The following is a 14,209-nucleotide window of genomic DNA, read 5'->3' as shown; positions in this document are numbered from 1 at the left end:
CCCCGGCGCCGTCCCGCCCCGGGCCTGACCCGGGGCCTCCCCGACGCGCCGCTGGAGGGGGCCACGACGCTGCAGCGCACGGTCGCCATCGCGCGCCCCGCCGCCGAGGTCTGGGCCGTGCTGGGCGATATCCGCCGCGTCGCCGACTGCCTGCCCGGCGCCTCGGTCGAGACAATCGAGGGCGATATCGTCTCGGGCGCCTTCGCGACGCGCATCGGCCCGATGACCGCGCGCTTCACCGGCACGGCGCGGGTCCGCCATGACGCCGCCGCCATGACCGGCCATGTGGCCGGGGCGGGCGGCGACAGCGGATCGCGCTCGGGGGCGCGCGGCGAGATCGGCTTCGCGCTGCATCCCGAGGGCGACGCGGCCTGCAGGCTGGACAGCCGCATCGCCTACCGCCTGACCGGCCCGCTGGCCCAGCTGGGACGGCCCGCCATCGTGGCCGGGATCGTCGATCGCATGCTGCAGGATTTCGCCGCCAATGTCGCGGCGGCGGCGGCGGGGACGCCCTCGCCCGGGCGCCGCGCCCCCGGCGCCTTCGGTTTGATCATGGCGGCATTGCGGCCTATCTTCAGGCGCAAACGCGACGGAGGCTCCCCGTGACCGAAGACATGCAGTTCCTCGCGGAAGGAACGGAAGATGACGGCGAGACACCGGCGCTGCGCCGGGCCGCGCGCTCGAATGACTGGGCCGGGACCGGGCTGCGCGACCGGCCGGGATTCCTGATCCGGCGGCTGCACCAGATCCACACCGCGCTGTTCATGCAGGAATGCGCGGGCGAGGGCATCACGCCGGTGCAGTATTCGGTGCTCACCGCGCTCGACCAGATGGGCCCGTCCGAGCAGATCGCGATTTCCCGCGCGGTGGGGCTGGACCGGACCAGCACCGCGGATGTGATGCAGCGGCTGGAGAAGCGCAAGATGATCCGGAGGCGCACCTCGCCCAAGGATCGCCGTTCCAAGATCGCGACCCTGACCGAGGTGGGCGAGGCGGTGCTGGCGCGGATCGATGCCGCCGCCTCCGCGGCCCATACCCGCACGCTGGAACCGCTGGACCCCGAGCAGCGGCGCGCGCTGATGCAGGCCATGCGCCGCATCGTCGACACCTATCCCGACCTGGAACGCAAGTCCTTCTGAGACGGCCGGGCGCGCCCGGCCGCCATCGGCGTCACAGCCCCATATAGGCCTCGCGGATGCGGGCATCCCCGGCCAGCTGCGCGCTGGCGCCGGTCATGGTCACGCGGCCGGTCTCGATGACGAAGCCGTGGCTGGCCAGGTCCAGCGCGGTCAGCACGTCCTGTTCGACCAGCAAGATCGACAGGCCGGTGCGGTTCACCTCCTTCAGCGCCTCGCCCAGCGTCTCCACCAGCCGCGGTGCCAGGCCCAGGCTCAGCTCGTCGATCATCAAGAGCCGCGGCGCCGACATGATGCCCCGGCCGATGGCGCACATCTGCTGTTCGCCCCCCGACATGGTGGTCGCATCCTGGCCCGCGCGCTCGCGCAGGATCGGAAAGGTCTCCATCACGAAATCGAGGTCGCGCGCCACCTGCGCCCGGTCGCGCCGCAGATAGGCGCCCAGCATCAGGTTGTCCCTGACCGACAGCCCCCGGAACAGGCGCCGCCCCTCCGGAACATGGGCCACCCCCGCGCCCAGGACGGCATCGGGATCCGCCCCGCCGATCTCCGCCCCGTCCAGCCGGATCGACCCGGCCCGCGGCGCGATCAGCCCCGAGATGGTGCGCAGGAGCGTCGTCTTGCCCGCCCCGTTCGAGCCGACGATGCAGGTGATCGCGCCGGCCTCCACGCGCAGCGAGATGTCCCACAGCACCTGCACGTCGCCATAGCCCGCGGCCAGGCCGTCGATTTCTAGGATCGTCTCAGGCACCGGCCATCTCCTTCTGGAATCTCTCGGCGAATTTCGGACCCAGATAGGCCTCGATCACCTTGCGGTCATGGACCATCTCGGCGGGCGGACCCTCGGCGATCAGCTCGCCGTGATGCAGCACCAGCACCCGCGAGGACAGGCTCAGGACCACCTTCATCAGGTGCTCGATGATCAGGATCGACACGCCCCGCGCCGCGATGCGCCGGATCAGGTCCAGCGCGCCGTCGATCTCGGTAGCGTTGAGCCCGGCATTCACCTCGTCCAGCAGCAGCACCTTGGGCGACATGGCCAGGCTTTTCGCCAGTTCCAGCCGCTTGCGGTTGGGCAGGGTCAGGGCCGAGGCCGGGCTGTGCGCGACATGGCCCAGCCCGACGAAGTCCAGTTCCCGCGCGGCATGCTCATGCGCCTCCGCCACGCTTTCGGGATGGCCGCCGAACAGCGCCGAGGCGGCGACATTCTCCAGCACGGTCATCCGGGGAAAGGGCTGGACGATCTGGAAGGTCCGCGCCAGCCCGCGCCGCGCGGCCTGGAAGGGTTTCTGCCGGGTCACGTCCTGTCCCTCGAACAGCACCTTTCCGGCAGTGGGCGTGTGGACCCCGGTGATCGCATTGACCAGCGTGGTCTTGCCCGCGCCGTTCGGCCCGATCAGCGCGACGATCTCGCCTTCCTGCAGCTTGAAGGAGACGTCATTGACCGCCTTGATGCCGCCGAAGGCGCGCGAGACGTTCTGCAATTCCAGGATCGCGCTCATCCGGTCTTCCTTTCGGCAGGCTTGCCGCGGGGGGCGCGGCGCAGGATCGCGCGCCAGTCCAGTTTCAGGATGCCGCCCGGCAGGAAGAAGATCAGCGCGACGACGATGGCGCCCATGATCGCCCGGTTCCATTCCAGGAAATTGGCCCAGAACAGCTCTTCGAGCAGGACGAAGCTGACCGCACCCACGACCGGGCCCAGCAGCGTGCCCGCGCCCCCCAGCATCGCCATGACCGGCACCTTGACGGTGGTCAGGATGTCGAAACTGTCGGTCGGGTCGATATAGCCGACCCAGGAGGCATAGACCGCCCCCACCGCGCCGGGGAAGATCGCCGACAGGACGAAGGCGGCGATCTTGTAGCGGGTGGTGTCGATGCCCACCATGTCCGCGGCATCCTCGTTCTGCTCGATGCAGCGCAGCCCGAAGCCCAGCCGGGACCGGTCGGTCAGGAGATTGGCGAGGAAGGCCGCGACCACGATGACCAGCATGACATGCAGCACCAGCGCCGAGACCTCAGGCGGGCGGCCCTCCAGGAGCGGCACGTTCAGCCCGTTGCCGCCGCCCGTGACCCCGCCCCAGGACGAGACGACCAGCCGCGAGATGTCGACCAGCGCGATGGAGCCGATGGCGAAGTAATGGCCCTTCAGCCGCAGCACGATCGATCCCAAGAGGAAGGACACGCCGCCGACGAAGGCCGCCGCCGCCAGCCAGGCCAGCGCGGCGGGCACGCCCGCGCGCTGCGCCAGCGCGCCGACATAGCAGCCGATGCCGTAGAAGGCCGCGGTCGCGAAGGACGGATAGCCGGTGAAGCCGCCGATGATGTTCCAGCTCAGCGCCAGCGCGGTGAACATGGCGATCGAGATGGCGATGCGCACCTCGTAATTGCCCAGGGCCACCGGGGTCAGCGCCAGCGCCGCCACCCACAGTGCCATGACGATCAGCGGCCAGGGGGATTTCTTGGCCATCATTCGTATCCTTTCACGCCGACCAGGCCCTGCGGCCGCACGATCAGCAGCACCAGCATCAGCACGAAGCCGACGGTGATCGCGTTCTGCGGGCCGATCAGCACGCCGGCGAAGCTCTCGATGATGCCGAGCGCCAGCCCGCCGACCAGCGCGCCCGAGACGCCGCCCAGCCCGCCGATGACGCAGATCACGAAGGCCTTGCCCAGGAACACGCCCGACAGGTTGGTGGTCACCGGGAAGACCATGGCAAAGACCGACCCGGCCGCGCCGGCCATCAGCGCGGCGATCCCGAAGGTGATGGCATAGATATGGTTGACCTTGATCCCCATCAGCGCCGCCGCCTCGCGGTCCATGCGCACCGCAACGATGGCGCGGCCGATGCGCGAGGTCTTGAGAACGACGAACAGCAGCGCCGTCAAGAGAAGCGCCAGCCCCATGCCGATCAGCCGGTCCACCGGCATCGCGACGCCCCAGAATTCCAGCCGCCCGAACTCCATCGACACCCGCCGCGGGGTGGCGGTGAAGAACACGGTCATCAGGTTGTAGAGGATCATGTCCAGCCCGAAGGTCAGCGTCAGCGTCGTCAGCACCGGCGCCGAGACGACCTTGTTGATGAACAGGTATTGCAGCCCGTAGCCCAGCCCGAACAGGAGCGCGGCCACGAAAGGCAGGATCAGCACCGGACTGATGCCGGTATAGGCCCAGGCGAAATAGGTCAGGTAGCCGCCCAGCACGATGAAGGAGCCATGCAGCATGTTGATGACGTTCAAGACGCCCCAGACCAGCGAAAAGCCGATGGCGATGCAGGCATAAAGCGTGCCCAGCACCATGCCGTTGGCGAGAATCTGCGCGAAACCCATGAGGGTCCTTTCCTTGGAAGGTCCCCGGCCGGACGGCTCCGGCCGGGATCGTCGGGTGTCACTGCAGGAAGGTCATCTCGGCATCGGCGATATTCTCGGGATAGAGGATCTTGATCGCCTCGCCCTGCACCTGGATGATCGGCATCTCGCGCCCCTGGTTCATGCCGTTGGCGCCGAACTTGATCGGCCCGTAGAAGGTCTCCAGGTCGGTGGCGGCCAGCGCGTCGCGCAGGGCGACGGGTTCGGTCGTCCCCGCCCGCGCCGCGGCATCCGCCACCACGTCCAGCGCCGCGGCGCAGGAGCCGTGGACATAGTCGGGATCCTCGCCGCCGGAGGCCTCCAGGAAGTCCTGGTAGAAGGCATCGGTGGAGGACCAGGCCCCGGCCACGTCCGTGTAGCCGGTCGCATGGTGCCACCAGGTGGAGCTGGTCACGCCATCCGCCAGCTCGCCCAGGCCTTCGGTGAATTCCTTGTAGGCCGGGCCCGTGACCATGGTGATGATCGGCGCCTCGATGCCCAGATCCTGCATCTGCTTGCGGCCCAGGATCAGGTCCTGGGTATAGCCGGTCATGTAGATCCAGTCGGGCGCCAGCGCCTTGATGCTGGAGAGCGCGGCGGAATGGTCGATGGCGCCGACGGGATAAAGCTCCTCATAGACGACCTCCAGCCCCGCCGCCTTCGCCGAATCCGAGGTCGCCGTCGCCATGGATTTCGGGAAGACGTCGTCGCGGCCATAGATGGCGACCGTGCCCAGCTCGGGCATCTTCGCCTTGAACTCGGCCACCATGGACTCGGTCATGCCGGTATTGGGCGCCAGCGTGCCGAAGAGATACTCGAACCCCTGATCATAGACCGAGGTGGAGGAGGCCACGCAGGCCACCAGCGGCACCTGGTACCGTTCGGCCACGGCGGCCACGATCTTGGTATGACCGGACCCGAAGGGCGCCATCAGCACGTCGACCTCGTCGTCGTTGATCAGCTTCTCGGCCAGCTGGCCCGCGCGCTTGCCGTCGGTCTGGTAGTCGTATTCGACGACCTCGACCTTCATCTTGGTGCCGCCGACATCGATGCCGCCCGCGGCATTCACCTTGTCGGTCCACATCTTCCAGACCAGTTCCTGCTTGTGGCCCTCGTCGGCCAGCCCGCCGGTCAGCGCCAGCGGCGCGCCGATCTTCAGCACGTCCTCGGCCTGGGCGGCCGTGCCGAGCGCAAGCGCGGCAAGGGCGGCAGAGAGGGCCTGGATGGGTCGTGTCGGGGTCATCTTCGCGTCTCCTCGTTGGCTGCACCGGTGCCGGCTGTCTCTCCGCTTCCGGCGGCGGTATCCGCGCCCCGACCATATCGTCAGTATACGGTGCATTAACGATTCAATGGGGCGACACGTGAAATTCATGCGACCGTGAGGAATCTTTCATCGGCGCCCCTGCGGCATGGTCATTCCGTCAGCATGCTGCAAAGTTCGCGGAACAGAGCGGCCCGCGAAGACAGGGGCCGCCCCCCGGTTCCCCGGAAGACGGCCCCTGCCCTGCATGCGATGGCGCTCAGAACGAGAATTCGCGCTTGCCCATCTGGATGGTGACCCATTTCACCTCGGTCAGCTCTTCCATGGAATAGCGCCCGCCCTCGCGGCCGAAGCCCGAATTCTTGGTGCCGCCGAAGGGCACATGCGGCTCGTCGGAGATGGTACAGTCATTGATATGCACCATGCCGGCCTCCATGCGCATCGAGAAGTCCATCGCCTTTTGCATGTCGTTGGTGATCACCGCCGCCGACAGCCCGTAGGTGGTGTCATTGGCGATCCGCAGCGCGTCCTCGCTGTCCTCGGCCACGATCAGCGACACGACCGGCCCGAAGGTTTCCTCGTGATAGATGCGCATCTCGGGGGTGACGCCGTCCAGAACGGTCGGCTGGTAGATGCGCCCGTCATGGGTGCCGCCGGTCAGGATCGTTGCGCCCTTCTCGGTGGCGTCAGAGATATGGCCGTCGATGAACTGGCATTGCCGCGCGCGGATCAGCGGCCCGATGACGGTTTCGGGGTCGCGCGGGTCGCCGACCTTGATGCCCCTGGTCTTGGCCACGAACTTGTCGCGGAAGGTGTCGAAGATCTCCTTCTCGACGATGACCTTGGAATTGGCCATGCAGACCTGGCCCTGATGCAGGAAGACGCCCCAGGCGGCGGCATCGACGGCATAGTCGATATCGGCATCCTTCAGCACGACGAGCGGGCTTTTCCCGCCCATCTCCAGCGTGAATTTCTTCAGGTTCTTCGCGGCCTCCACCGCCAGGTGGCGGCCGGTCTTCGTCGAGCCGGTGAAGGTGATCATCTTGACCCGCGGATCGGCCATCAGCCGGTCGCCGACCTCGGCGGGGACGCCCGGGATGACGTTCAGCACCCCCGCAGGCAGCCCCGCCTCGGCACAGAGATCGGCCATCACGGCGCCCGAGACCGGGGTTTCCTCCGACGGTTTCAGGATGAAGCTGTTGCCCGCCGCCAGCGCGTAGACGATCTTCTTCATCGACAGCAGGAAGGGCGAGTTGAAGGGCGCGATCCCGGCAATGACGCCCAGCGGACGGCGCACCGACATGCCGATCTGCCCCGGCATGGTCATCGGCATGGTCTCGCCCATGACATGGCGCACATCGCCCGCGGCCGAACGGATGCAGTCGAGCACATACTCGATTTCCCACAGCGCCTTGCCATGGACCGAGCCGCATTCCTCGATCAGCAGCGCCTGGATCTCCGGCGTGCGGTCGCGGATCACCTCGGCGATGCGGCCCAGCATGATCTCGCGTTCGGCCACCATCGTGGCCCCCCAGTCCTTCGCCGCGCGGTCGGAGGAGGCAATCGCTTCGTCGATCTCGGCGGTCCCGGCCTGATAGCAGCGGGCGAAGACCTCGCCATTGGCCGGGTTGATACAGTCAAGCAGCGCATTGCGCGACGAGGCGCGCCACGCTCCGTCGATGAAGAGCTTGTAATGCTTCAGCCCGTCGATCTCGTCATAGCTGTGCGGGTTCATGGTTTTCCCTCGTCTCAGTCGCGTCCGAGTGCCGATTTCGGCAGGACGCAGTGAATGCCCTTGTTGCCGTCGACCAGCTGCGTCACGCGCATGTCGGCGGCCAGCGAACACAGCGTATAGGCATCGCCCCGGTGCATCGCGTGGTCCGTTTCCAGCCAGTCGATCATAAGCCGCAGCGCGGTCTTCGCCGCGTCGTCGAGATCGGGATCTAAACCCATGGTCATCAGCCAGTCATCGCTCTCGGCCCTGGGCAGGCCGAGGCTGAGGTCCTTGCGGAGATGGAACTCGAACGACCCGGTCATGCAGGTTTCAAGCGCGGTCAGGCAGACCTCGCCATCGCCCTGCACGCCATGCCCGTCGCCGACCGAGAAGAGCGCGCCCTCGTTCCAGACCGGCAGGTAGAGCGTGACGCCGGCCTTCAGCTCCTTGTTGTCCATGTTGCCGCCATGCTCGCGCGGCTCGGCGGTGCTGATCCGCCCATAGGAGGCCGGGGGCGCCACGCCGAGAATGCCGAAAAACGGGTCCAGCGGCAGGGTCTTGCCCCAAGTCGTCTTGACCGTCCTGGCCTCCAAATCGATCGGCATGTGCAAAAGCCGCCGTTCGGGGAAATCCTCCGGCAGCGTGCCCAGAAGCGGCTCGACCACGTTCCAGCCCCAGTCGGCGCGCAGCTCGCAGGCGAGGATGCGCAGCTCCAGCACGTCGCCCGGCCGGGCGCCGTTGATCCAGACCGGGCCGGTCAGGAAATGCGGACCGCGGCCGCGCGGGCATTGGGCGTGGACCTCCAGATGCCCCGGCAGGATCTCGAATCCCGCACCCTCGGGCGGCATGTCCTCGGGCTCGCCCGAGAGCGTCTCGAAGGTCACGGTATCGCCGCTGTCGATGGTCAGGACCGCAGGGCGGGCGGCGTCGAAACTGCCCCAGGCGACGGTTTCAGGCGTGGCGGGAAGGAAGTGTTGCGCCATGGCTCAGCCTTTCACCGCGCCCATGGTCAGGCCGCGGACGATATGTTTCTGCAGGAAGAAGACCACCACCATCACCGGCAGCGTGCCGACCATGCCGATGATCGCCATCTCGCCCCAGCGCACGCCCTGCGTGGTGATCAGCGAGGGAATGCCCACGGGCAGCGTCTTGACGTTCTGGCCGCCAAGGAGGAACGCATACATGAATTCGTTCCAGGCGAAGATGAAGCACAGCACGGCCGTCGCGGTGATCCCCGGCCGCAGAAGCGGCAGCAGCACCTTCACGAAGGCCCGGGCGCGGGAATAGCCCTCGACCCGCGCGGCCTCCTCCAGCTCTAGCGGCAGGTCGCGGCAGAAGCTCGACAGAACCCAGACATAGAAGCTGAGATTGAAGGTCAGATAGGCGATGACCAGCCCCAGATAGGTGTCGAGCAGGTCGAACTTCGCGTAGATCAGGTAATAGGGGATCACCAGGCAGACGGGCGGCGCCATCCGCGTGGCCAGCACGAACAGGAACAGGTCGTCGCGGAATTTCATGTCCCGGTAGCGGGCGAAGGCATAGGCTGCGGGCGTGCCGATGATCACCACCAGCGCGGTGGAGGCGCCCGAGACGATCAGCGAATTGACCAGGTAATGGTGATAGCCGTTCTCGATCATGTAGCCGAAATGCTCGAAGGTGGGCGTGAACAGCCAGACCGTCGGGCGGGCGAACATCTCGGCCTCGGATTTGAAGGCATAGCTCCACATCCAGAAGACCGGGAACAGGATCAGCGCCGCATAGGCGATGGAAAGCGTGGTGAAGACCAGGCTGTTGGCGCGGGACTTGTGCATGGGGCGCGCCTCTCAGAACACGTTCAGCCGCCGCTTGGCGATCTGGTAGAAGATGTTGCAGAAGACGAAGAACAGCAGCCAGATCACCACGGCCAGCGCCGAGGCGGTGCCGATCTCCCAGAAATCGAAGGTGTATTTGTAGCCCAGCACCGAGGGGCTTTCGGTGGTGATGCCCGGCCCGCCATTGGTCAGGATGTAGATCGTGTCATAGACCTTGAAGGCGTCGATGGTGCGGATCAGCCCGATCACGACCAGCAAGGGCGCCAGCATCGGCAGGGTCAGCCGGAAGAAGATCTGCACCGGGTTGGCACCATCGACCTGCGCCGCCCAGAACGGGTTGGCCGGCAGCGCCTGCATCCCGGCGAAGAAGGTCAGCACCATGAAGGGCGTCCATTCCCAGATATCGACGAAGATCAGCCCGTAAAGCGCCAGATCCGGCGAGGCGAAAACGGAACTGCCCTGCAGGATGCCGAAGCGTTCGAGGATGTTGTAGCTGAAGAAGCCCCAGCTGCCCGCCAGCATGGTCTTCCAGACCAGCCCGACGATGATCGGCGCCATCATCGAGGGGATGAACAGGAACGGGATCAGCACGGAGCGGAACCGGATCTTCTGCGACAGCACCAGCGCGCCGATCAGGCCCAGCATGAATTCGACCGGCACGGCGATGGCGACGAACAGCCCGGCCACCGACATCGAGTTCCAGAAGCGCGGATCGCCCAGCAGCTTGCGGTAATTCTCCAGCCCGGCAAAGGCGCCGACCTGGCCATAGCGGGCCTCGTGCAGGCTGATCCAGCCCATGTAGAGGAACGGCACCAGCGCGACGACGGTCAGCGTCAGCATGGTGGGCGCGATCAGCGCATAGGGATACCAGCGGCTTTCACGGTGATAGGATCCGGCCCCCGGAGGGGCGGCCACCGTGCCGAGGCGGGGGGTGATGTCGGTCATGACGGTCCCGGGCGGAATTTGCGGGGAAAGGCCGGACGGCACCGGGGGGCGGCGCCGTCCGGGACTGGGATCACTGCAGGAGACAGGGATCGCAGATCGCGGAGACTTCGGATTGCAGCGCGGCGGCGGCTTCCTCGGCGCTCATCTGGCCAAGGCCGACCTGCTGGAAGATGCGGTTCATCACGTCCGAGATCTGGAACCAGCGCGGGGCTTTCGGCGTGGCCTCGACCCCCGCGAGGCTGGCCTTCATCGCGTCATAGAGGCCGTTGAGCTTGTTGCCCTCGGTCATCAGCGTGGCCCAGGAACTGTCGCGCACCGGCACGCCCACGCCCGAGGACAGAAGATCGGCCTGGGTCTTGCGCTCTGCCGCCCATTGCAGGAACAGGTAGGTCGCCTCGGGATTCTCCGAATGCTTCGAGATGAAATAGCCCGAGGGTTCCCCCGCCGCGTGATAGTCGCCGCCTTCCTCGTAGACCGGCGTCGGCCCGTAGGTGAATTTCCCGTGCAGCGCCGAGGCGCCTTCGCGGTCGATGCCCAGAACGAAATCGGAATAGGCGATGGACTGCGCGGCGATGCCGTTGCCCATCACGGTGGGCACGTCGATCAGCGAGTATTCCGCCTGGCCGGGCGGCGAGAACTGCCAGAGATCGCCCCAGGTCTGCAGGCCCTTGATGACCGCCAGGCTGTCAAAGGTCGGGTGGCCCGCCTCGTCGAAGATGTCGCCGCCGGCATTCTTGATGAAGACCTGCCAGACCGGCACATAGGTGCCGCCGCCATTCATGCCCTCCATGACGATGCCGTAGAAATCGCTGTCCAGCGTCTCGCCCGCCAGCGTCTCGCCGGCCTTGCGGGTGAAGAACTCGGCGATGTCGCGCAGCTGGTCGAATGTCTGCGCGGGCGCCAGCGGATAGCCGTAGGCGGCCTCGAAAGCCTCCATCTCGGCGGGATCGCCCAGCAGGTCGCCGCGCGCCCAGTAGACCATGTTGTAGTTCCAGTTGAGGAACGAATACTGGCTGTCCCCGAGGAAGGCGAGGCTGCGGAAGGCCGGGTCGATCAGGTCGTCCTGGGCGAATTCGGGATCGGTCAGGGCCGGGTCGGCGAGAAACCCGTCGATCGGCATCAGCACGCCCGCATCCATCAGCAGCCCGACCTGAAGGCTGTGGGCCATGACGGCATCGTATTCGCCGCGCCCCGACAGCATGTCGGCCTGGCCGCGATTGATGACCTCGAAATGGTTCAGCAGCTGGTAATTGACCTTGATGCCGGTGAGCGCCTCGAATTCCGGCACGATCTCGGCGAATTGCTCCTGCAGCGGCGTCACCTCGTCGAGGATGCTGATCTCCACCCCCTGATAGGGGGCCGCAGCCTCCTCATAGCTCCAGGCCGAAGCTTGCCCAGCGGCGGCAAGTGCCAGGGCACTCAGCCCCGCAGCAGTCAGGCTCTTTCGTCTCATCCGCATCGCAGCCATGGTCCGCGTTTCCCTGTTCCTGTTGGTCTTGTTGATTTTCTTCACCGGTCCTGCCCTGCATCACAGCGCCCTTCGCGTCGTTGCGTCGAACAGCACCAGCCCCGCGGGATCGATCGTCACGCCGATCTCCTGGTTGGCCTCGAACCGGTCCAGCCGCGGCGTCTTGAGCCGCAGCATCGTGTCCTCGAGCATCGCGGTGATGATCGCGTGCTTGCCGAAGGGTTCCCAGGCATAGACCTTCAGGGATGCGTCGCGCCCCCCCGGGCTCATGGCCGAAGGCCGCAGGCCCAGCACCACGTCGCGCGGCCCGCCGGACAGGCGCGCGGCCAGATCGCCGGGCAGCGCCAGGTCGATGCCCTTGCCGCGGAATCCCGGCGCCCCGCCATCCCGCGCCTCCAGCCGTCCCTCGACCAGGTTCATCGCCGGATCCCCCACCAGCCGCGCCACCTCGGTGGTGGCCGGGCGGAAATAGACCTCCTCGGGCGCGGCGAACTGCGCGATGCGCCCGTCGATCATCACCGCGACGCGATCGGCCACGGACAGCGCCTCCATCGCGTCCGGCGTCGACCACAGCGTCGGCACCCCCAGCGCGGTCTGGCGGCGCCGGATCCAGCCGCGCAGCTCGTTCCTGAGCTTGGCGTCGAGATGCGAGATCGGTTCGTCCAGCAGGAAGACCGCGGCATCCTGCACCAGGCAGCGGCACAGCGCGACGCGCTGCTTCTGCCCGCCCGACAGCGCGCCCGGCTTGCGCGCGCCCAGATGGCCGATCTGCGCGACATCCAGCAGCTCCTGCACCCGCGCGGCCAGCGCGTCGCGGCCGAGCCTCGGCTTGCCGGGGGCAAGAAGCGGAAAGGCGACGTTCTGCGCGACGCTGAGATGGGAATAGAGCGCGTAGGATTCGAACATATGCGCCACGCCGCGCGCCTGCACCGGCAGGGCGGACAGGGCGCGACCGCCAAGCACGACCTCCCCGGCATCCGGGCGTTCCAGCCCGCTGATCATCCGGCAGACCGTGGTTTTCCCGGTGCCCGAGGGCCCGGTCAGCGCCACGATCTCGCCCGGGCGGATATCCAGCCCCAGCGGGCCGATCCCGGCCTCGCCCGAGAAGCGCCGCGCCAGATCCGACAGGATCAGTCCCTCATGGGTCATGCCGCGGCCTCCGTCGCAAGAGGGGCATCCGCCTGCAGGTTGCGTCCCGTGACCGGGTCGAAGAGGCACAGCCGCGACCCGTCGAAGCCCAGCCGCACCCGGTCGCCTTGGCGCAGCGGGCTGGGTCCGGGCACATCGGCGGAGACATGGAGCTCTGCCCCGTCCGGGCCCGGCGCGTCCAGCGCCACCAGGAGGATGTCGGTGTCGCCGCGATGTTCGCGGAACGCCACCCGGCCCGCCAGCACGGCCAGCCCGTCCCCTCCGGTCTCATCGCGCAGCAGGCGCAGCGCCTCGGGACGCAGCCCGGCCGTCACGGGCCCGCCGGTCAGCCCGGCACGCGCCGCAGCCGGGGGCAGGCGCCAGTCCGGCCCCGTCAGCCTGCCGTCCGGCGCCAGCTCCGCGGCCAGCAGGTTCATCGGCGGCTCGCCGATGAACTGCGCCACGAAGGTATTGGCGGGGCGGTCATACAGCTCCTGCGGGCTGCCAAGCTGCTGCAATTCCCCGGCATTCATCACCGCGATCACGTCGCACATGGCGATCGCCTCGGTCTGGTCATGGGTGACGAGGATCGAGGTCAGCCCCTGCAGCTGCTGCAGCCGCTTGATCTCGGTGCGCAGCTCCACCTTCTGATCCGCATCCAGGTGGCTCAGCGGCTCGTCGAAGACGATGACCTCTGGGTTGCGCACCAGCGCCCGTCCGATGGACACCCGCTGCTGCGCGCCGCCCGAAAGCTTGCGCACCTTCTCGCCCGCGATGCCGTCGAGCCGCAGCAGCTTCAGGATCGCGCCGACCTTCCCGGCCACTTCCGGCTTCGGCGTGCCGCGGACGCGCAGGGGGAAGGCGATGTTCTCGAAGACCGACAGATGCGCATAAAGCGCGTAATCCTCGAAGACCATGGCGATGTTGCGCGCTCCCGGCGGCAGGGCCTGCACCTCGCGCCCGGAAAACAGGATGCGCCCCGCGCTGACTTCCTCGATCCCCGCGATCATCTTCAGCGTCGTCGACTTGCCGCAGCCCGAGGGGCCCAGGAGACCCAGCATCTGGCCGGTGGGACAATGCAGATCCAGCGCATGCACCGCCGCCACGTCGCCATAGCTCTTGGCCACCCCTTGCAGATCCAGGCTCATTTCCGGGCCCCCGACATGCCCTGCGGGGACGGGACCGACTTTATCGGGACGGGGCCGGGAATGCTGGTCATCAGGGCAACTCTTCCGCTTCGCTACGTCGGAAAGGCTAGCAGCGGGAAAAGGACCTGTACATATAATCAGCATACCAATTAATTGCCAAGGCGGCCGGAAAAGCGCGGAGAATTGATGCAGGCTGAGAACTTCTTCCCCCGCGGCACCCCGCGCAGGGGCGCCCCTGCGCATCGCAGGGCAG

General features: G+C 67.2%; 14 protein-coding genes. 2 read left to right on the top strand and 12 right to left on the bottom strand.

Translation table 11 applies throughout. From position 1 onward, the window contains the following. Positions 1 to 606: SRPBCC domain-containing protein (locus ICN82_RS11915; RefSeq protein WP_193183009.1), on the top strand; the 606-nt coding region annotated here is incomplete at its 5' end. Next, positions 603 to 1,139: a MarR family winged helix-turn-helix transcriptional regulator gene (locus ICN82_RS11910; RefSeq protein WP_330998997.1), complete on the top strand. Its 537-nt coding sequence runs from the start codon at positions 603 to 605 to the stop codon at positions 1,137 to 1,139. The genes ICN82_RS11915 and ICN82_RS11910, both read left to right, overlap by 4 nt. A gap of 31 nt (positions 1,140 to 1,170) precedes the next feature. Here ICN82_RS11910 and ICN82_RS11905 read toward each other — a convergent pair whose 3' ends face one another. From ICN82_RS11905 to ICN82_RS11850, 12 genes are all read right to left on the bottom strand, one after another. Then, positions 1,171 to 1,887, bottom strand: coding sequence for an ABC transporter ATP-binding protein (locus ICN82_RS11905; protein ID WP_193183007.1), 717 nt, complete (start codon positions 1,885 to 1,887; stop codon positions 1,171 to 1,173). Further along, positions 1,880 to 2,638: an ABC transporter ATP-binding protein gene (locus ICN82_RS11900; protein ID WP_193183005.1), complete on the bottom strand. Its 759-nt coding sequence runs from the start codon at positions 2,636 to 2,638 to the stop codon at positions 1,880 to 1,882. Before ICN82_RS11900 ends, ICN82_RS11905 begins: the two co-directional genes overlap by 8 nt. Then, positions 2,635 to 3,603 (bottom strand): branched-chain amino acid ABC transporter permease, encoded by a 969-nt coding sequence (locus ICN82_RS11895; protein ID WP_193183003.1) that lies wholly within the window; start codon positions 3,601 to 3,603, stop codon positions 2,635 to 2,637. Before ICN82_RS11895 ends, ICN82_RS11900 begins: the two co-directional genes overlap by 4 nt. Next, a complete protein-coding gene (locus ICN82_RS11890) occupies positions 3,603 to 4,463 on the bottom strand; it encodes a branched-chain amino acid ABC transporter permease (RefSeq protein ID WP_193183002.1) in 861 nt (286 codons plus the stop codon). Before ICN82_RS11890 ends, ICN82_RS11895 begins: the two co-directional genes overlap by 1 nt. A gap of 58 nt (positions 4,464 to 4,521) precedes the next feature. Beyond that, positions 4,522 to 5,724, bottom strand: coding sequence for an amino acid ABC transporter substrate-binding protein (locus ICN82_RS11885; RefSeq protein WP_193183000.1), 1,203 nt, complete (start codon positions 5,722 to 5,724; stop codon positions 4,522 to 4,524). A 277-nt stretch (positions 5,725 to 6,001) separates the two neighbouring features. Beyond that, complete coding sequence (locus ICN82_RS11880) at positions 6,002 to 7,477, bottom strand: aldehyde dehydrogenase family protein (protein WP_193182998.1); 1,476 nt, start codon at positions 7,475 to 7,477, stop codon at positions 6,002 to 6,004. A 14-nt stretch (positions 7,478 to 7,491) separates the two neighbouring features. Beyond that, positions 7,492 to 8,439 (bottom strand): acetamidase/formamidase family protein, encoded by a 948-nt coding sequence (locus ICN82_RS11875; protein WP_193182996.1) that lies wholly within the window; start codon positions 8,437 to 8,439, stop codon positions 7,492 to 7,494. A gap of 3 nt (positions 8,440 to 8,442) precedes the next feature. After that, complete coding sequence (locus tag ICN82_RS11870) at positions 8,443 to 9,267, bottom strand: carbohydrate ABC transporter permease (RefSeq protein ID WP_193182994.1); 825 nt, start codon at positions 9,265 to 9,267, stop codon at positions 8,443 to 8,445. Between the two features lie 12 nt (positions 9,268 to 9,279). After that, positions 9,280 to 10,212 carry a carbohydrate ABC transporter permease gene (locus tag ICN82_RS11865; protein WP_226898448.1) on the bottom strand — a complete coding sequence of 311 codons (933 nt, stop codon included), beginning with the start codon at positions 10,210 to 10,212 and terminating at the stop codon, positions 9,280 to 9,282. A gap of 70 nt (positions 10,213 to 10,282) precedes the next feature. Then, positions 10,283 to 11,680 (bottom strand): extracellular solute-binding protein, encoded by a 1,398-nt coding sequence (locus ICN82_RS11860; protein ID WP_226898447.1) that lies wholly within the window; start codon positions 11,678 to 11,680, stop codon positions 10,283 to 10,285. Between the two features lie 60 nt (positions 11,681 to 11,740). Beyond that, complete coding sequence (locus ICN82_RS11855; protein ID WP_193182992.1) at positions 11,741 to 12,829, bottom strand: ABC transporter ATP-binding protein; 1,089 nt, start codon at positions 12,827 to 12,829, stop codon at positions 11,741 to 11,743. Then, positions 12,826 to 13,956 (bottom strand): ABC transporter ATP-binding protein, encoded by a 1,131-nt coding sequence (locus ICN82_RS11850; RefSeq protein ID WP_193182989.1) that lies wholly within the window; start codon positions 13,954 to 13,956, stop codon positions 12,826 to 12,828. Before ICN82_RS11850 ends, ICN82_RS11855 begins: the two co-directional genes overlap by 4 nt. Positions 13,957 to 14,209: the final 253 nt, after the last annotated feature.

Origin of the sequence: Mangrovicoccus algicola, assembly GCF_014903745.1 — a bacterium.
In the GTDB taxonomy this organism is placed as follows: domain Bacteria; phylum Pseudomonadota; class Alphaproteobacteria; order Rhodobacterales; family Rhodobacteraceae; genus Mangrovicoccus; species Mangrovicoccus algicola.
This window is presented reverse-complemented; position numbering and strand designations above follow the sequence as displayed.